Annotated in this window: 19 protein-coding genes; 17 read left to right on the forward strand and 2 right to left on the reverse strand. The window is 49.4% G+C overall.

What is annotated here, in order from left to right; all coding sequences use genetic code 11:
• Window positions 1-74 precede the first annotated feature (74 nt).
• Window positions 75-326, forward strand: coding sequence for a DUF2766 family protein YecJ (yecJ, locus tag A9587_RS11295; RefSeq protein ID WP_000082115.1), 252 nt, complete (start codon window positions 75-77; stop codon window positions 324-326).
• Between the two features lie 84 nt (window positions 327-410).
• On the opposite strand, the gene A9587_RS11300 is transcribed toward yecJ, so the two are convergent.
• Complete coding sequence (locus tag A9587_RS11300) at window positions 411-914, reverse strand: non-heme ferritin-like protein (RefSeq protein WP_000246123.1); 504 nt, start codon at window positions 912-914, stop codon at window positions 411-413.
• 782 nt (window positions 915-1,696) lie between these two features.
• On the opposite strand from A9587_RS11300, the gene araF reads away from it, so the two are divergent.
• The 5 genes from araF to otsA all read left to right on the forward strand — a co-directional run bounded on the left by araF (window position 1,697) and on the right by otsA (window position 7,637).
• The gene (araF, locus tag A9587_RS11310) at window positions 1,697-2,686 is read left to right on the forward strand and encodes an arabinose ABC transporter substrate-binding protein AraF (protein WP_000548681.1); all 990 of its coding nucleotides are present in this window, start codon (window positions 1,697-1,699) and stop codon (window positions 2,684-2,686) included.
• 69 nt (window positions 2,687-2,755) lie between these two features.
• Entirely contained in the window at window positions 2,756-4,270 is a 1,515-nt protein-coding gene (araG, locus tag A9587_RS11315) for an arabinose ABC transporter ATP-binding protein AraG (protein ID WP_001187777.1), read from the forward strand.
• A gap of 14 nt (window positions 4,271-4,284) precedes the next feature.
• A complete protein-coding gene (araH, locus tag A9587_RS11320) occupies window positions 4,285-5,271 on the forward strand; it encodes an arabinose ABC transporter permease AraH (RefSeq protein ID WP_000100211.1) in 987 nt (328 codons plus the stop codon).
• 163 nt (window positions 5,272-5,434) lie between these two features.
• On the forward strand, window positions 5,435-6,238 hold the full coding sequence (otsB, locus tag A9587_RS11325; RefSeq protein WP_000138763.1) for a trehalose-phosphatase: 804 nt from the start codon (window positions 5,435-5,437) through the stop codon (window positions 6,236-6,238).
• On the forward strand, window positions 6,213-7,637 hold the full coding sequence (gene otsA, locus A9587_RS11330; RefSeq protein WP_001516559.1) for an alpha,alpha-trehalose-phosphate synthase: 1,425 nt from the start codon (window positions 6,213-6,215) through the stop codon (window positions 7,635-7,637). The genes otsB and otsA overlap by 26 nt, the downstream gene beginning before the upstream one ends.
• Before the next feature lie 6 nt (window positions 7,638-7,643).
• Here the strand turns inward: otsA and uspC are convergent, their stop codons facing one another.
• A complete protein-coding gene (gene uspC / locus A9587_RS11335; RefSeq protein WP_105263541.1) occupies window positions 7,644-8,072 on the reverse strand; it encodes a universal stress protein UspC in 429 nt (142 codons plus the stop codon).
• Window positions 8,073-8,850: 778 nt separating this feature from the next.
• Between uspC and flhD the strand changes: the two genes are divergently transcribed.
• From flhD to cheZ, 11 genes are all read left to right on the forward strand, one after another.
• Complete coding sequence (flhD, locus tag A9587_RS11340; RefSeq protein ID WP_001516558.1) at window positions 8,851-9,201, forward strand: flagellar transcriptional regulator FlhD; 351 nt, start codon at window positions 8,851-8,853, stop codon at window positions 9,199-9,201.
• A 2-nt stretch (window positions 9,202-9,203) separates the two neighbouring features.
• On the forward strand, window positions 9,204-9,782 hold the full coding sequence (gene flhC / locus A9587_RS11345; RefSeq protein ID WP_016248815.1) for a flagellar transcriptional regulator FlhC: 579 nt from the start codon (window positions 9,204-9,206) through the stop codon (window positions 9,780-9,782).
• 124 nt (window positions 9,783-9,906) lie between these two features.
• The gene (gene motA / locus A9587_RS11355) at window positions 9,907-10,794 is read left to right on the forward strand and encodes a flagellar motor stator protein MotA (protein ID WP_000906344.1); all 888 of its coding nucleotides are present in this window, start codon (window positions 9,907-9,909) and stop codon (window positions 10,792-10,794) included.
• Window positions 10,791-11,717, forward strand: coding sequence for a flagellar motor protein MotB (gene motB / locus A9587_RS11360; protein ID WP_000788500.1), 927 nt, complete (start codon window positions 10,791-10,793; stop codon window positions 11,715-11,717). The genes motA and motB overlap by 4 nt, the downstream gene beginning before the upstream one ends.
• Window positions 11,718-11,721: 4 nt before the next feature.
• Window positions 11,722-13,686 carry a chemotaxis protein CheA gene (gene cheA / locus A9587_RS11365; RefSeq protein WP_105263540.1) on the forward strand — a complete coding sequence of 655 codons (1,965 nt, stop codon included), beginning with the start codon at window positions 11,722-11,724 and terminating at the stop codon, window positions 13,684-13,686.
• Window positions 13,687-13,707: 21 nt separating this feature from the next.
• On the forward strand, window positions 13,708-14,211 hold the full coding sequence (cheW, locus tag A9587_RS11370; RefSeq protein WP_000147305.1) for a chemotaxis protein CheW: 504 nt from the start codon (window positions 13,708-13,710) through the stop codon (window positions 14,209-14,211).
• A gap of 151 nt (window positions 14,212-14,362) precedes the next feature.
• Complete coding sequence (tar, locus tag A9587_RS11375) at window positions 14,363-16,024, forward strand: methyl-accepting chemotaxis protein II (protein WP_038355603.1); 1,662 nt, start codon at window positions 14,363-14,365, stop codon at window positions 16,022-16,024.
• A gap of 161 nt (window positions 16,025-16,185) precedes the next feature.
• Window positions 16,186-17,046 carry a protein-glutamate O-methyltransferase CheR gene (gene cheR / locus A9587_RS11380; RefSeq protein WP_000204353.1) on the forward strand — a complete coding sequence of 287 codons (861 nt, stop codon included), beginning with the start codon at window positions 16,186-16,188 and terminating at the stop codon, window positions 17,044-17,046.
• A 2-nt stretch (window positions 17,047-17,048) separates the two neighbouring features.
• Window positions 17,049-18,098 carry a protein-glutamate methylesterase/protein glutamine deamidase gene (gene cheB, locus A9587_RS11385; RefSeq protein ID WP_000036407.1) on the forward strand — a complete coding sequence of 350 codons (1,050 nt, stop codon included), beginning with the start codon at window positions 17,049-17,051 and terminating at the stop codon, window positions 18,096-18,098.
• A gap of 14 nt (window positions 18,099-18,112) precedes the next feature.
• On the forward strand, window positions 18,113-18,502 hold the full coding sequence (gene cheY / locus A9587_RS11390) for a chemotaxis response regulator CheY (RefSeq protein WP_000763855.1): 390 nt from the start codon (window positions 18,113-18,115) through the stop codon (window positions 18,500-18,502).
• A gap of 10 nt (window positions 18,503-18,512) precedes the next feature.
• Complete coding sequence (gene cheZ / locus A9587_RS11395) at window positions 18,513-19,157, forward strand: protein phosphatase CheZ (protein WP_000983595.1); 645 nt, start codon at window positions 18,513-18,515, stop codon at window positions 19,155-19,157.
• Window positions 19,158-19,167 lie beyond the last annotated feature (10 nt).

Genomic DNA, 19,167 nt, shown 5'->3' on the forward strand with positions numbered 1-19,167 from the left:
ACGGTGGATGTGACTATCGCTGAAGAAGTGAAGCCGCTACTATATCGGCTTTCAAATGCTATCAGGAGTTTACAATGTCCCAGCCGCTGAATGCCGATCAGGAACTGGTTTCTGATGTTGTCGCTTGCCAGTTGGTGATCAAACAAATTCTCGACGTACTCGATGTGATTGCACCTGTTGAGGTTCGTGAAAAAATGTCTGGCCAGTTGAAGAATATTGATTTTACTAACCATCCCGCCGCAGCCGATCCGGTTACGATGCGTGCTATCCAGAAAGCTATCGCATTGATTGAACTCAAGTTTACCCCACAAAGTGAATCCCATTAAAAAAACCGCTGCTTCAAGAGTATGAAGCAGCGGTTTTCTCAACAATTTTTATATCCGGCGCGTGATTTAAGGCGTCGATTTTTATTAGTGTATCTGATGCGACACAACATTAAGAACATGCTGGTCGGTCTGGACAGGGCACATACCGGCACGTTTCGCGCTGCGTACTTCATCAAGAATGGTTTGCAGTAACAGGCCATCGTGCTGCTGTTCTTTTTCCAGATCGCGCAGGAAATCGACGGTTGAATCATCATTCAATTCTTTAGCTTCATCGGCTAATTGTGCCAGCTTGCTTGAACGCTGCTCGTATTCTTCCATCGTTTTTTGGAAGAGTTCTTCCAGAGAGTTAAGCTTTTCACCTGGCACATCAATAGCTTTAACGATGGGCGTCGCGCCGATACTTTTCATAAAATTAAACATGCGCATCATTTGGGTCACGTTACTCTGTGCCTGGGCGCGAAGGAAAGTAGCGGTGCCATTCAGACTTTGTTCAGAACACCAGTTGCTCAGGTGAAGGTAGAGATTGGATGCGTAAAACTCGCGGTTCATTTGGGTGTTGAGTTTGAGAAGCATTCCAGTGGTTGCCATACCTAATATCCTTATATCCAGAAGACGTGAGGTGCAAGATGAATCAAAACACCGTAATTACTGTTTGCAGAATAATTCCTTTCTGCATGTCCGAAATGTGATCGTGGAGTCAATTCTGACGATGATCTGAAATAAGCATAACGTCTGAACGAATATAAGAAAATCCTTAAATCACCAAGTTTATAATTTTTTACATTTCATTGATAAGAGCAATGGGTTTGCAATAATTGTCAATGCTGTGCATTTGTGTATCTCATTGATATTAAATTAAAATATTAATGACATGATGACGATGTGATATTTTAAAACTTTTCCTGACTATGAGAGGTGGCTCTCATTATCGATTTACTCTTAATTAATGATGGTGGTGATAATTAACGCCGAAATGAATTTTGTACAAGCGCTTACCCATTTTACCATTCAGCTTAAAATGGACAGACTTCTGTCCGGTAATAATTAGATTAAAAAAAAGGCACTCCAGACCACTCAACGCATACCACAAGGACTTCCAGGCTAATGTCATGGACTAATCTGCTAATGCACTTTTTATTTGTCAGACAATTGTTGTTTCCAGTATGTCATTTCTCGCTAAATTCATGCACGTTCTGACTGTAATTCTGCGATGTGATATTGCTCTCCTATGGAGAATTAATTTCTCGCTAAAACTATGCCAACACGGCCAATTATCTTTTCGTTAAAGGTAATGCTTTGTTTTCCGATTAAATTAACCAAAGTTCTTAGTTTTTACCCTACAAAAAATGATGCTAAAGCTGGAGATAACCATGCACAAATTTACTAAAGCTCTTGCGGCCATCGGTCTGGCTGCTGTTATGTCACAATCCGCTATGGCAGAAAACCTGAAACTCGGTTTCCTGGTAAAGCAACCCGAAGAGCCGTGGTTCCAGACCGAATGGAAATTTGCCGATAAAGCCGGGAAAGATTTAGGCTTTGAAGTTATTAAGATTGCCGTACCGGATGGTGAAAAAACGCTAAACGCTATCGACAGCCTGGCGGCCAGTGGCGCGAAAGGATTTGTCATTTGTACGCCAGACCCGAAATTGGGTTCCGCTATTGTGGCGAAAGCACGTGGCTATGGTATGAAAGTTATTGCCGTGGATGATCAGTTTGTAAATGCCAAAGGTAAGCCGATGGATACCGTGCCGTTGGTGATGATGGCGGCGACCAAAATTGGCGAGCGTCAGGGCCAGGAACTGTATAAAGAGATGCAGAAACGAGGTTGGGATGTAAAAGAAAGTGCCGTAATGGCGATTACAGCTAACGAACTGGATACCGCTCGTCGCCGTACTACAGGCTCTATGGACGCGCTGAAAGCTGCCGGATTCCCGGAAAAACAAATTTATCAGGTTCCTACCAAATCTAACGATATCCCGGGGGCATTTGACGCCGCCAACTCCATGCTGGTTCAGCATCCTGAAGTTAAACACTGGCTGATCGTCGGGATGAACGATAGCACTGTGCTTGGCGGCGTGCGCGCGACGGAAGGTCAGGGCTTTAAAGCGGCAGATATCATCGGTATCGGTATCAACGGCGTGGATGCAGTAAGCGAGTTGTCCAAAGCCCAGGCTACCGGTTTCTACGGTTCACTGCTGCCAAGCCCGGACGTACATGGTTATAAGTCCAGCGAAATGCTCTACAACTGGGTAGCGAAAGACGCAGAACCACCGAAATTCACTGAAGTTACCGATGTCGTTCTGATTACGCGCGACAACTTTAAAGAAGAACTGGAGAAAAAAGGGTTAGGCGGTAAGTAATCTGCCGAAAAAATTCCCCTCTGCGTGATGCAGAGGGGGTGTGAATGACCAGTGATTCACGGAGACGTTATGCAACAGTCTACCCCGTATCTCTCATTTCGCGGCATTGGTAAAACCTTTCCCGGCGTTAAGGCGCTTACGGACATCAGTTTTGACTGCTATGCCGGTCAGGTTCATGCGTTGATGGGTGAAAATGGTGCCGGTAAATCAACACTCTTAAAAATCCTTAGCGGCAACTATGCGCCAACCACGGGTTCTGTCGCAATTAGCGGACAGGAAATATCCTTTTCCGACACTACCGCTGCGCTTAACGCGGGGGTTGCGATTATTTACCAGGAACTGCATCTCGTGCCGGAAATGACCGTCGCGGAAAATATTTATCTCGGCCAGCTTCCTCATAAAGGCGGCATAGTGAATCGTTCGCTGCTGAACTATGAAGCGGGTTTACAACTTAAACATCTGGGGATGGATATTGACCCCGGTACGCCACTGAAATATCTCTCCATCGGCCAGTGGCAGATGGTTGAAATAGCCAAAGCGCTGGCGCGTAACGCCAAAATTATCGCCTTTGATGAGCCAACCAGTTCTCTGTCGGCACGAGAAATTGACAACCTTTTCCGCGTCATTCGTGAACTGCGAAAAGAGGGGCGAGTGATCTTATACGTTTCTCACCGTATGGAAGAAATATTTGCCCTAAGTGACGCCATTACCGTCTTCAAAGATGGGCGTTATGTCAAAACCTTCACTGATATGCAGCAAGTAAATCATGAGTCACTGGTACAGGCGATGGTAGGTCGCGATCTCGGTGATATCTACGGCTGGCAACCGCGCAGCTATGGTGAGGAGCGGCTGCGTCTGGATGCAGTGAAAGCACCAGGTGTACGCACGCCAATAAGCCTGACTGTTCGCAGTGGCGAAATCGTCGGTCTGTTTGGACTGGTAGGGGCAGGGCGTAGCGAATTAATGAAAGGTATGTTTGGCGGTACGCAAATCACTGCCGGTCAGGTTTATATCGACCAAAGGCCGATCGATATCCGTAAACCGGGCCACGCTATTGCTGCTGGTATGATGCTCTGCCCGGAAGATCGCAAAGCGGAAGGCATTATTCCGGTGCATTCCGTTCGTGACAATATCAACATCAGCGCCCGTCGCAAGCATGTGCTCGGCGGTTGTGTGATCAACAACGGCTGGGAAGAAAACAATGCTGATCACCACATTCGTTCGCTCAACATCAAAACGCCGGGCGCAGAGCAACTGATCATGAATCTCTCTGGTGGTAATCAGCAAAAAGCCATTCTTGGGCGCTGGTTATCGGAAGATATGAAGGTCATTTTGCTGGATGAACCAACGCGCGGCATTGATGTGGGCGCTAAGCACGAAATTTACAACGTGATTTATACGCTGGCGGCGCAGGGCGTGGCGGTGCTGTTTGCCTCCAGCGATCTGCCCGAAGTCCTTGGCGTAGCTGATCGTATTGTCGTCATGCGTGAGGGCGAAATCGCCGGTGAATTGCTACACGAACAGGCAGATGAGCGTCAGGCACTAAGCCTTGCTATGCCTAAAGTCAGCCAGGCTGTTGCCTGAGTAAGGAGAGTATGATGTCTTCTGTTTCTACATCGGGGTCTGGCGCGCCTAAGTCGTCATTCAGCCTCGGCCGTATCTGGGATCAGTACGGTATGCTGGTGGTGTTTGCGGTGCTGTTTATCGCCTGTGCCATTTTTGTACCGAACTTTGCCACCTTCATTAATATGAAAGGTCTCGGGCTGGCAATATCCATGTCGGGAATGGTGGCTTGCGGCATGTTGTTCTGCCTCGCTTCGGGGGACTTTGACCTTTCCGTCGCTTCGGTAATTGCCTGCGCAGGTGTCACGACGGCGGTGGTTATCAATCTGACCGAAAGCCTGTGGATTGGCGTGGCGGCAGGCTTGCTGCTGGGCGTCCTCTGTGGTCTGGTGAATGGTTTTGTTATCGCCAAACTAAAAATTAACGCCTTGATTACGACGCTGGCGACGATGCAGATTGTTCGTGGTCTGGCGTACATCATTTCTGATGGTAAAGCGGTCGGTATCGAAGATGAAAGTTTCTTTGCTCTTGGTTATGCCAACTGGTTCGGCCTGCCTGCGCCAATCTGGCTTACGGTGGCTTGTCTGATTGTCTTCGGTTTGCTGCTGAACAAAACCACCTTTGGGCGCAACACGCTGGCGATTGGTGGTAATGAAGAGGCGGCGCGTCTGGCTGGTGTACCCGTTGTCCGCACCAAAATCATTATCTTTGTTCTCTCTGGTCTGGTATCGGCAATTGCCGGGATTGTTCTGGCTTCACGTATGACCAGCGGTCAGCCGATGACTTCGATAGGCTATGAGTTGATTGTTATCTCCGCCTGCGTTTTAGGCGGCGTTTCTCTGAAAGGTGGCATCGGAAAAATCTCATATGTAGTGGCGGGTATCTTAATTTTAGGCACTGTAGAAAACGCCATGAACCTGCTCAATATTTCTCCGTTTGCGCAGTACGTTGTCCGTGGCTTAATCCTGCTGGCGGCGGTGATCTTCGACCGTTATAAGCAAAAAGCGAAACGCACTGTCTGATGTTTTTTTCAGCATAAATTTAGTTCGACTTTCCTCCACAGCCAACCGCCACAAAGGTTGGCTGTTCTTTTTTGCAAATGGCGAGCTACGTCACACTGTCTATACTTACATGTCTGTAAAGCGCGTTCTGCGCGAACTATAAAAAGATAAGGAGGAGTACCGGGTGACAGAACCGTTAACCGAACCCCCTGAACTATCCGCGAAATATGCCTGGTTTTTTGATCTCGATGGAACGCTGGCGGAAATCAAACCGCATCCTGATCAGGTCGTCGTGCCTGACACTATTCTGCAAGGACTTCAGCTACTGGCAACCGCAAGTGATGGTGCATTGGCATTGATATCAGGGCGCTCAATGGTGGAACTTGACGCACTGGCAAAACCTTATCGCTTCCCGTTAGCGGGCGTGCATGGGGCGGAGCGCCGTGACATCAATGGTAAAACGCATATCGTTCACCTGCCGGAAGCGATTGCTCGTGATATTAGTGTGCAACTGCATACGGCGATTGCCCAACTTTCCGGCACGGAGCTGGAATCCAAAGGGATGGCGTTTGCACTGCATTATCGTCAGGCACCGCAGCATGAAGACGCCTTATTGACGTTAGCGCAACGTATTACTCAGATTTGGCCGCAAATGGCATTACAACAGGGAAAGTGTGTCGTCGAGATTAAACCGCGAGGCACCAGTAAAGGGGAGGCTATTGCTGCATTTATGCAGGAAGTTCCCTTCATCGGCCGGAAGCCGGTGTTTCTGGGCGATGATTTAACCGATGAATCTGGCTTCGCGGTTATTAATCGACTGGGGGGAATGTCAGTAAAAATTGGTACAGGCGCAACTCAGGCATCATGGCGGCTGGCGGGCGTGCCGGATGTCTGGGGCTGGCTTGAATTGATAACCAACGCATTACAAAAACAAAAAAGAGAAAATAACAGGAGTGATGACTATGAGTCGTTTAGTCGTAGTATCTAACCGAATTGCACCACCAGACGAGCACGCCGCCAGTGCCGGTGGCCTTGCTGTCGGCATACTGGGGGCACTGAAAACTGCAGGTGGACTGTGGTTTGGCTGGAGTGGCGAAACAGGGAATGAGGATCAGCCGCTAAAAAAGGTGAAAAAAGGAAATATTACCTGGGCCTCTTTTAACCTCAGTGAAAAAGATCTCGACGAATACTACAACCAATTCTCCAATGCCGTTCTCTGGCCGGCATTCCATTACCGACTCGATCTGGTGCAATTTCAGCGTTCAGCGTGGGAAGGCTATTTACGCGTGAATGCGTTACTGGCAGACAAATTACTGCCGCTGCTGGAAGATGATGACATTATCTGGATCCACGATTATCACTTGTTGCCATTTGCGCAGGAATTACGTAAACGCGGCGTGAACAATCGCATCGGTTTCTTCCTGCATATTCCTTTTCCGACACCGGAAATCTTTAATGCGCTACCAATTTATGACACATTGCTGGAACAGCTTTGTGATTATGATTTGCTGGGGTTTCAGACAGAAAACGATCGTCTGGCGTTCCTGGATTGCCTTTCCAACTTGACGCGGGTCACGACACGTAGCTCGCGCAATCACACGGCCTGGGGCAAAGCATTTCGTACAGAAGTTTACCCGATTGGTATTGAACCGGATGAGATTGCTAAACAGGCTGCCGGGCCGCTACCGGCAAAACTGGCGCAATTAAAAGCGGAACTGAAAAATGTGCAGAATATCTTTTCTGTCGAGCGGCTGGATTATTCCAAAGGTTTGCCAGAACGTTTTCTTGCTTATGAAGCGCTGCTGGAAAAATATCCGCAACATCATGGTAAAATTCGTTATACCCAGATCGCGCCGACCTCGCGTGGTGATGTGCAAGCGTATCAGGATATTCGTCATCAGTTGGAAAATGAAGCCGGGAGAATTAACGGTAAATATGGGCAATTAGGCTGGACGCCGCTTTATTATCTGAATCAGCATTTTGATCGTAAATTATTGATGAAAATCTTCCGCTATTCCGATGTCGGGTTAGTGACGCCGCTGCGTGATGGGATGAATCTGGTCGCAAAAGAGTATGTCGCCGCTCAGGATCCTGCAAATCCGGGCGTACTGGTACTTTCTCAGTTTGCTGGTGCGGCAAACGAACTGACGTCAGCGCTAATTGTTAACCCATACGATCGTGATGAAGTCGCGGCGGCGCTCAATCGGGCGTTGAGCATGTCGCTGGCGGAACGTATTTCCCGCCATGCAGAAATGCTGGAAGTTATTATCAAAAACGATATTAAACACTGGCAGGAGTGCTTTATCCGCGACCTAAAGCAGGTAGTACCGCGAAGCGCGGAAAGTCAGCAACGCGATAAAGTCGCTACCTTTCCAAAGCTGGCGTAAGTGGAATTAATCCCCTTTAAGCGGAACTAACAGCACATCAACCTCACTTGAGGCAATCACACTTTTCGCTGAGCAGGACGCTCGCGAAAAGAAACTGTGATTATGGTTACCGCAAATCACCAAATCGAACTTATGTTTACGGCATACTGCCAGAATATGTTCGCTTAACTCTCCGTAAGCAATAAATGTCTCTTCTACCGGATATCCCGCATCCTGAATTAATTTATCAAGAAAGTTTTGTGTTTCTTCCTGCATCACGCTGCGTAAATCTTCAAGCATCGGCGCGGCTAATTGATTGAACATTTCCGGGTCGGAAGCGAGAGTGATTAAACTTATGCGCCCATTTACCGGACGGGCGACAGAAACCGCTTTTGCTAACAGTTGCTGACTTTCTGGTGAGACAGCAACAGCAACAAGAATATTGGTATAGCTCATAACCTGCTCCTTATTCTGTGAACTTCAGGTGTTATTACAGCTTTACTCTGAATGAGGTACTGATGCAATAACAACTCAGTCAAAACAGTAAATATTAGGCTGGTTATTAGTAAGTGAAGCTAATTAATAGCGTGTAGTTATCACATGATTACAGATGAGGTTATAAAAACTAAAATTATCAATCCCCCTTATAGAACAAATGGATAATATTTATAGAACATTATTGTAACATACGAGATGTTCCCGGATTTATTTTCACTTGAAGAGACTCATGTTATGTAACTCTCTGTTTGAAAATAAGTTATAGGAGGTGAATATATTTATTTTATATGTAGCAGGTGGTTATTTACGGTGATTTATATTAACAGTGCGCAACATCATCATTTTATCTACCCACTTCATTTTTGAAGCCAGGCAAGCTGAAAAACTTTTTAACAGAATGAAATATGACCAAAACAAAAGTATGACTTATACATTAATGTTAAGTAATTGATTATTTTGTGTGATCTGAGTCACACATTATCGAAAATCGCAACACCGCTCCGTTGTATGTGTGAGTGGTGACGAGTACAGTTGCGTCGAATTAGGAAAAATCTTAGATAAGTGTAAAAAACACTGTTCTCTGTAAGGGATTGTTTCATCTCTTACACTGCCTGTGTGTTTTTTCGTTGATCGCAACTATTCCATTGTTCTTTACTTTTTACCGGGATTTCCCGGCGACATCACGGGGTGCGGTGATACCGCATAAAAATAAAGTTAGTTATTCTGGATGGGAATAATGCATACCTCCGAGTTGCTGAAACATATTTATGACATTAATTTGTCATATTTACTTCTTGCACAACGTCTGATCGTTCAGGACAAAGCGTCCGCCATGTTTCGTCTCGGTATTAATGAAGAAATGGCAACAACGTTAGCGACGCTGACTCTTCCTCAAATGGTTAAACTGGCAGAAACCAATCAACTGATTTGCCATTTCCGCTTTGACAGCCACCAGACTATTAATCAGCTAACGCAGGATTCCCGCGTTGACGATCTCCAGCAAGTTCATACCGGCATCATGCTATCTACGCGTTTGTTGAATGATGTTAATCAGCCCGAAGAAGTGCTACGTAAAAAAAGGGCCTGACAATGAGCGAAAAAAGCATTGTTCAGGAAGCCCGGGATATTCAACTGGCAATGGAGTTGATCACCCTTGGCGCTCGTTTGCAGATGCTGGAAAGTGAAACACAATTAAGTCGTGGACGGCTGATCAAACTCTATAAAGAACTGCGCGGAAGCCCCCCACCGAAAGGCATGTTGCCATTCTCCACCGACTGGTTTATGACCTGGGAACAAAATGTTCATGCGTCGATGTTTTGTAATGCATGGCAGTTTTTACTGAAAACAGGGTTATGTAACGGCGTCGATGCAGTGATCAAAGCCTATCGTTTATACCTCGAACAGTGCCCGCAAGCCGAAGACGGTCCGCTACTGGCGTTGACCCGCGCCTGGACACTGGTGCGATTTGTTGAAAGTGGTTTACTACAACTTTCCAGTTGCAAATGTTGCGGCGGTAATTTTATCACCCATGCCCATCAGCCTGTTGGCAGCTTTGCCTGCAGCTTATGTCAACCGCCATCACGTGCGGTAAAAAGACGTAAACTTTCTCAAAACCCTGCCGATATTATCCCTCAACTGCTGGATGAACAGAGAGTACAGGCTGTTTAACTCACACGATGTGGCGAAACACTCCAGCAGCGGTAAGTGATTGCCGCTGCTTTTTTTTCCCAACGGTAAGTTAGCGTCTGACGACTGAACATCCTGTCATGGTCAACAGTGAAAGGATGATGTCGTGCTTATCTTATTAGGTTACCTGGTTGTTCTCGGTACAGTTTTCGGCGGTTATTTGATGACCGGCGGAAGCCTTGGAGCACTCTATCAACCCGCTGAACTGGTGATTATTGCCGGTGCAGGTATTGGGTCGTTTATTGTCGGTAACAACGGTAAAGCAATCAAAGGCACGCTCAAAGCGCTGCCGTTACTGTTTCGCCGCTCCAAATACACCAAAGCGATGTATATGGATCTGCTGGCACTGCTTTACCGACTCATGGCGAAATCGCGACAGATGGGCATGTTTTCGCTGGAGCGCGATATTGAAAACCCCCGCGAAAGCGAGATCTTCGCCAGTTATCCCCGCATCCTCGCGGATACCGTTATGCTTGATTTTATCGTTGATTATCTGCGCCTGATCATCAGTGGCCATATGAATACCTTCGAAATCGAAGCGCTGATGGATGAAGAAATTGAAACCCACGAAAGCGAGTCGGAAGTTCCCGCTAACAGCCTGGCGCTGGTCGGTGACTCGCTCCCGGCATTTGGTATTGTCGCGGCAGTGATGGGGGTGGTTCACGCGCTGGGATCGGCTGACCGGCCTGCCGCCGAACTGGGGGCGCTGATTGCTCATGCGATGGTAGGGACTTTCCTCGGTATCTTACTGGCTTACGGATTTATTTCCCCACTGGCGAGTGTTTTGCGCCAGAAAAGCGCAGAGACCAGCAAAATGATGCAATGCGTCAAAGTCATACTGCTTTCTAATCTGAACGGTTATGCACCGCCAATTGCCGTTGAATTTGGTCGTAAAACGCTCTACTCCAGTGAACGGCCATCGTTTGTTGAGCTGGAAGAACACGTTCGCGCGGTAAAAAATCCGCAACAGCAGACGACAACCGAGGAAGTATGAAGAATCACGCGCACCCAATAATTGTCGTCAAACGACGCAAAGCAAAAAGCCACGGCTCGGCGCATGGATCGTGGAAGATTGCTTATGCTGACTTTATGACCGCGATGATGGCTTTTTTTCTGGTGATGTGGCTGATCTCCATTTCCAGCCCAAAAGAGCTGATTCAGATAGCGGAATATTTCCGCACGCCGTTGGCGACCGCGGTAACGGGTGGTGATCGCATTTCTAATAGCGAAAGCCCAATTCCCGGCGGCGGTGATGATTACACTCAGAGTCAGGGAGAAGTGAATAAGCAGCCGGACATTGAAGAACTGAAAAAACGCATGGAGCAAAGTCGGTTGCGGAAATTGCGTGGCGATCTCGACCAGCTTATAGAGTCAGACCCGAAACTACGGGCGCTGCGTCCACATCTCAAAATCGATCTGGTACAGGAAGGTTTACGCATTCAGATTATCGACAGCCAGAATCGCCCGATGTTTAAAACCGGCAGTGCTGACGTCGAACCCTATATGCGCGACATTCTGCGGAGTATTGCGCCAGTGCTGAATGGTATTCCTAACCGTATCAGTCTCTCCGGTCATACCGATGATTTCCCTTACGCCAATGGTGAGCAAAGCTACAGCAACTGGGAGCTTTCTGCCGAACGCGCTAATGCGTCGCGCCGTGAGCTAATGGTGGGGGGGCTGGCTGATGGCAAAATTCTGCGCGTCGTCGGCATGGCGGCGACCATGCGTTTAAGCGATCGCGGACCTGATGATGCTGTCAACCGTCGAATCAGTCTGCTGGTCCTGAACAGACAGGCCGAGCAGGCCATTTTGCATGAAAACGCTGAAAGCCAGAATGAGCCGGTAAGTGTACTGGAAAAAACTGGGGGCGCTCCGCAGGTCAGTGTTCCCACAATGCCATCAGCCGAACCGAGGTGACAGCGTGAGCATGGATATAAGCGATTTTTATCAGACATTTTTTGATGAAGCGGACGAATTGTTGGCCGATATGGAGCAGCATCTGCTGGATTTGCAGCCAGAAGCGCCAGATGCCGAACAATTGAATGCTATCTTTCGTGCGGCCCATTCCATCAAAGGAGGGGCAGGAACTTTTGGTTTTACCGTGTTACAGAAAACCACGCATCTGATGGAAAACCTGCTCGATGAAGCCAGACGCGGTGAGATGCAGCTTAATACCGACATTATCAATCTGTTTTTGGAAACGAAGGATATCATGCAGGAACAGCTCGACGCTTATAAACAGTCGCAAGAGCCGGATGCCGCCAGCTTCGATTATATCTGCCAGGCCTTGCGTCAACTGGCATTAGAAGCGAAAGGCGAAACGGTGCCCGCAGTGACCCGGTTAAGTGTGGTTGCCAAAAGTGAACCGCAAAATGAGCAGAGTAACAGTGAGTCGCCGCGACGAATTATCCTTTCACGCCTGAAGGCGGATGAAGTCGAGCTGCTGGAAGACGAACTGGAGCAGTTGACCACATTAACTGACGTGGTTAAAGGCGCGGATTCATTATCTGCAACAATGTCGGGAGATATTGCGGAAGACGACATTACCGCCGTGCTCTGTTTTGTGATTGAAGCCGATCAGATTGCCTTTGAAGCGGTAGAACCTGCACCAACAGTATCGACCCCGCCAGTGCTGGAACTGGCCGCAACAGAAGCGCCAGCCGGACGCGTAGAGCGGGAAAAAACGACGCGCGGTAGCGAATCGACCAGCATCCGTGTGGCGGTAGAAAAGGTTGATCAACTGATAAACCTGGTCGGTGAACTGGTCATCACCCAGTCAATGCTCGCTCAGCGCTCCAGTGAACTGGACCCGGTAAATCATGGGGATTTGATTACCAGCATGGGGCAGTTACAACGTAACGCCCGTGATTTGCAGGAATCGGTGATGTCGATTCGTATGATGCCGATGGAATATGTCTTTAGCCGCTATCCGCGGCTGGTGCGCGACCTGGCGGGTAAACTCGGCAAACAAGTAGAACTCACGCTTATAGGCAGCTCCACCGAACTCGACAAGAGTCTGATAGAACGCATTATCGATCCGCTGACCCACCTGGTACGCAACAGCCTTGACCACGGTATAGAACTGCCGGAAAAACGCCTCGCCGCAGGTAAAAATAGCGTCGGAAATTTGATCCTGTCTGCCGAACATCAGGGCGGTAACATCTGCATCGAAGTGACCGACGATGGCGCGGGACTAAATCGTGAGCGGATTCTGGCAAAAGCCGCCTCGCAAGGGCTGCCTGTCAGCGACAACATGAGCGACGACGAAGTGGCGATGTTGATATTTGCTCCGGGTTTTTCCACGGCGGAGCAGGTTACCGATGTTTCCGGGCGTGGCGTCGGCATGGATGTCGTTAAACGTAATATCCAGGAGATGGGCGGCCATGTCGAAATCAAGTCGAAGCCGGGCACAGGTACAACGATCCGCATTTTACTACCGCTGACACTGGCGATCCTCGACGGTATGTCCGTGCGCGTTGCTGATGAAGTTTTCATTCTGCCGCTGAATGCTGTCATGGAATCACTGCAACCCCGTGAAGTCGATCTGCATCCGCTGGCAGGTGGCGAGCGGGTACTTGAAGTGCGTGGTGAATATCTGCCAATAGTCGAACTGTGGAAAGTGTTTAATGTCGCTGGTGCGAAAACTGAAGCCACCCAGGGGATTGTCGTGATCCTGCAAAGTGGTGGTCGTCGTTATGCCTTGCTGGTGGATCAATTAATTGGTCAACACCAGGTGGTGGTGAAAAACCTTGAAAGTAACTATCGCAAAATTCCTGGAATATCCGCCGCAACAATTCTTGGCGACGGAAGCGTAGCACTGATTGTTGATGTCTCAGCCTTGCAGGCAATAAACCGCGAACAATGTATGGCGAACACCGCCGCCTGATTGAGTAAAAAGGTAATAAATATGACCGGTATGACAAATGTAACAAAACTGGCCAGCGAACCGTCAGGCCAGGAATTTCTGGTATTTACCCTTGGTGATGAAGAGTACGGCATAGACATTCTGAAAGTGCAGGAGATCCGTGGTTACGACCAGGTCACGCGGATTGCGAATACGCCAGCGTTTATCAAAGGCGTCACTAACCTGCGCGGCGTCATTGTGCCAATTGTCGACTTACGCATTAAGTTCAGCCAGGTCGATGTGGACTATAACGACAACACAGTCGTGATCGTCCTGAATCTTGGCCAGCGCGTGGTCGGCATAGTGGTTGACGGCGTATCGGACGTTCTTTCGTTGACGGCGGAACAAATTCGCCCGGCACCGGAATTTGCCGTGACGCTTTCTACTGAATATCTTACGGGACTGGGCGCGCTGAGTGACCGCATGCTGATTCTGGTTAATATCGAAAAACTGCTAAATAGTGAAGAGATGGCGCTGTTAGATAATGCGACCGCAGACGTCGCGTAATTTCGCGTTCAGCAATAAATAAAGGCAGAACCCGATGATGCGCACATCGGGTTTTTTTATTTTAAGTCATCTCTCTACGATTGATCTAAGTAATAAAGTTTCCCACCTTCCTGCCGATAACGGGATCAACTTGTTTTCAGGAAGGTGCCTTATGATTAACCGTATCCGCGTAGTTACGCTGCTGATGATGGTGCTGGGGGTATTTGCACTGTTACAGCTCATGTCCGGCAGTCTGTTTTTTTCTTCGCTGCACCATAGCCAGCAAAGCTTTGTGGTTTCCAATGAACTACGGGAACAACAGGGCGAGTTAACTTCAACCTGGGATCTCATGCTACAAACGCGCATTAACCTGAGTCGTTCAGCGGTGCGGATGATGATGGACCCATCCAATCAACAAAGTAGTGCAAAAATTGAATTGCTTGATAGCGCCAGGAAAACGTTGGCGCAGGCGGCTGTTCATTATAAAAAATTCAAAAGCATGGCACCGTTACCCGAAATGGCTGCCGCCAGTAGTCATATTGATGAAAAATACAAAAATTACCACACGGCATTAACTGAACTGATTGATTATCTTGATTATGGTAACACCGGAGCCTATTTTGCCCAGCCAACCCAGGGAATGCAAAATGCGATGGGAGAGGCTTTTGGGCAGTACGCCCGTAGCAGCGAAAAATTGTACCGCAATATCGTTGTCGACAATGCCAGTGATTACCGTTTTGCCCAGTGGCAACTGGCCGTTATCGCGCTGGTGGTGGTACTGATTCTTCTGGTGGCATGGTATGGCATTCGCCGCATGTTGCTTAACCCGCTGGCAAAAATCATTACCCACATCCGTGAAATTTCGGGTGGTAACCTGGCGAATAACCTGGCCATTGCTGGACGCAGTGAAATGGGCGAGCTGGCGCAGAGCGTTTCGCATATGCAACGTTCTCTGACTGATACAGTCACCCACGTGCGCGAAGGTTCAGATGCCATCTACGTTGGTACGCGTGAAATTACTGCAGGTAATACCGATCTCTCCTCCCGAACTGAACAGCAGGCCTCGGCACTGGAAGAGACTGCTGCCAGCATGGAACAACTCACCGCCACGGTGAAACAGAACGCCGATAATGCCCGCCAGGCCTCGCAACTGGCGCAAAGTGCCTCCGACACTGCCATGCACGGCGGTAAAGTGGTGGATGGCGTGGTGAAAACCATGCACGAAATTGCTGACAGTTCGAAGAAAATTGCTGACATCATCAGCGTTATCGACGGTATTGCTTTCCAGACCAATATACTGGCGCTGAACGCCGCCGTAGAAGCTGCCCGTGCCGGTGAACAGGGCCGTGGTTTTGCCGTGGTTGCGGGTGAAGTGCGTAATCTTGCCAGCCGTAGCGCCCAGGCGGCAAAAGAGATTAAAGCCCTGATTGAAGACTCAGTATCCCGCGTCGATACCGGTTCGGTGCTGGTTGAAAGCGCCGGAGAGACGATGACCAACATCGTTAATGCGGTTACGCGCGTTACCGACATTATGGGGGAAATTGCTTCAGCCTCCGATGAACAGAGCCGTGGCATTGATCAAGTGGCGCAGGCCGTGTCGGAAATGGATCGTGTGACTCAACAGAACGCCTCGTTGGTGCAGGAGTCAGCCGCTGCAGCCGCCGCGCTGGAAGAGCAGGCCAGTCGTTTAACGCAGGCAGTATCCGCGTTTCGTCTGGCTGCCAGCCCGCAATCCCAAAAACCACCGCTTCAATCCCGGCCAGCCAGTGAAAAACCACCAACACAACCACGCCGGCATATCGCTGAACAAGCTCCAAACTGGGAAACATTTTGATGGCTATTTACTCAAGCACCATTGTTGCCAGATTGATCAGATGATGCAACAGAACGTCGCGCGTATCGTCTCTGATGGCGCTATTTACAAGTGGTTATACGACACAATCGGCGCAGTTACAGGCTGTGCCAGTGGTTTCCTGAAGTGACTGAGAAGGCGCTATGACATCATCTCTGCCCTGTGGGCAAACGTCTTTATTGTTACAGATGACCGAGCGCCTCGCGCTTTCCGACGTTCATTTTCGGCGGATAAGTCAATTGATCTACCAACGTGCGGGGATCGTTCTGGCCGATCACAAACGTGACATGGTCTACAACCGGCTGGTACGCCGTTTGCGTTCGCTGGGACTGGCAGATTTTGGGCATTATCTGAATATGCTGGAATCTAATCAGTGCAGCAGCGAGTGGCAGGCATTTATTAACTCATTGACGACCAACCTGACGGCATTTTTTCGTGAAGGGCATCATTTTCCGCTGATCGCAGCTCACGCCCGCCGCTGTTCTGGTGAATATCGCGTATGGAGTGCAGCGGCATCGACAGGCGAAGAACCGTACAGCATTGCGATGACGCTGGCGGACACATTGGGCACTGCGCCCGGACGCTGGAAAGTCTTTGCCAGTGATATCGATACCGAAGTCCTGGAGAAAGCTAAAAGCGGCATTTATCGCCATGAAGAGCTGAAAAACCTGACGCCACAACAACTCCAGCGTTACTTCATGCGCGGCACGGGACCGCATGAAGGGCTGGTGCGCGTGCGTCAGGAGCTGGCGAATTATGTCGATTTTTCGCCGCTGAATTTGTTGGCGAAACAGTACACCGTACCGGGGCCGTTTGATGCGATCTTCTGCCGTAACGTCATGATTTACTTTGATCAAACGACTCAACAGGAGATTTTGCGTCGCTTTGTACCGCTACTTAAGCCCGACGGATTGCTGTTTGCGGGTCACTCTGAAAACTTTAGCCATCTTGAGCGCAGCTTCACGTTGCGAGGTCAGACGGTGTATGCGCTAAGTAAGGAATAACGATGAGCAAAATCAGGGTGTTGTCTGTCGATGATTCGGCATTGATGCGCCAGATCATGACGGAAATCATCAACAGCCATAGCGACATGGAAATGGTTGCGACGGCTCCTGATCCGCTGGTCGCGCGTGATTTGATTAAGAAATTCAACCCTGATGTGTTGACGCTGGACGTTGAAATGCCGCGGATGGATGGGCTGGATTTCCTCGAAAAATTAATGCGTTTGCGACCAATGCCGGTGGTGATGGTTTCTTCTCTGACCGGCAGAGGTTCCGAAGTCACGCTGCGCGCGCTTGAGTTAGGGGCGATAGATTTTGTCACCAAACCACAACTGGGTATTCGCGAAGGAATGCTGGCGTATAGCGAAATGATTGCCGAAAAGGTACGAACGGCGTCAAGAGCGAGCCTGGCCGCGCATAAACCGTTATCGCCACCGGCAACGCTGAAGGCTGGCCCGCTGTTGAGTTCAGAAAAATTGATTGCAATTGGTGCCTCAACGGGCGGAACAGAGGCGATTCGTCACGTACTGCAACCGTTGCCACTTTCCAGCCCGGCGCTGTTAATCACTCAGCATATGCCGCCCGGTTTCACCCGCTCTTTTGCTGACCGACTTAACAAGCTGTGTCAGATCGGCGTTAAAGAGGCTGAAGACGGTGAACGCGTCTTACCGGGACATGCCTATATCGCGCCGGGCGATCGGCATATGGAACTGGCGCGCAGTGGCGCGAACTATCAAATCAAAATTCACGATGGCCCGGCGGTTAACCGTCATCGGCCTTCGGTAGATGTGTTGTTCCATTCTGTTGCCAAACAGGCGGGGCGTAATGCTGTTGGGGTGATCCTGACGGGAATGGGTAACGACGGCGCGGCGGGAATGTTGGCGATGCGTCAGGCGGGGGCATGGACCCTCGCGCAAAACGAAGCAAGCAGCGTGGTTTTCGGTATGCCGCGTGAGGCCATCAATTTGGGGGGCGTCTGCGAAGTGGTCGATCTTAGTCAGGTAAGCCAGCAAATGCTGGCAAAAATCAGTGCCGGACAGGCGATACGTATTTAAATCAGGAGTGTGAGATGGCGGATAAAGAGCTTAAATTTTTGGTTGTGGATGACTTTTCCACCATGCGACGCATTGTGCGTAACCTGCTGAAAGAGCTGGGATTCAACAATGTTGAGGAAGCGGAAGATGGTGCCGATGCTCTCAACAAGTTACAGGCGGGCGGTTATGGGTTTGTGATCTCCGACTGGAATATGCCGAATATGGATGGTCTGGAACTGCTGAAAACCATTCGTGCTGATGGCGCGATGTCGGCGTTACCGGTGTTGATGGTGACCGCAGAGGCGAAGAAAGAGAACATTATCGCCGCAGCACAAGCGGGGGCCAGTGGCTATGTGGTTAAGCCATTTACCGCCGCGACGCTGGAGGAAAAACTCAACAAAATCTTTGAGAAACTGGGCATGTGAGGATGCGATTATGATGCAACCATCAATCAAACCGGCTGATGAACATGCCGCTGGCGATATCATTGCGCGCATTGGCAGCCTGACGCGTATGTTGCGTGACAGTCTGCGGGAGCTTGGACTGGATCAGGCGATAGCTGAGGCCGCTGAAGCCATCCCCGATGCCCGCGATCGTTTGTACTACGTCGTGCAGATGACTGCCCAGGCTGCGGAGCGTGCGCTGAACAGTGTTGAGGCGTCACAGCCACATCAGGATGAAATGGAGAAGTCGGCAAAAGCATTAACCCAACGCTGGGATGCCTGGTTTGCCGATCCGATTGACCTTGCCGATGCCCGTGAACTGGTGACCGATACGCGGCAATTTCTGGCGGATGTGCCTGTTCATACCCGTTTCACCAATGCGCAACTGCTGGAAATCATGATGGCACAGGATTTTCAGGATCTCACCGGCCAGGTGATTAAACGGATGATGGATGTGATACAGGAGATTGAACGCCAGTTGTTGATGGTGCTGCTGGAAAACATTCCGGAACAGGATGCGCGTCCGAAGCGTGAAAGCCAGAGTCTGCTTAATGGGCCACAGGTTGATAGCAGCAAAGCGGGTGTGGTAGCCAGCCAGGATCAGGTCGACGATTTGTTGGATAGTCTCGGTTTTTAATTTGTATTGC

The sequence above is a fragment of the Escherichia sp. MOD1-EC6162 genome, assembly GCF_002965125.1.
Lineage (GTDB): Bacteria > Pseudomonadota > Gammaproteobacteria > Enterobacterales > Enterobacteriaceae > Escherichia > Escherichia marmotae.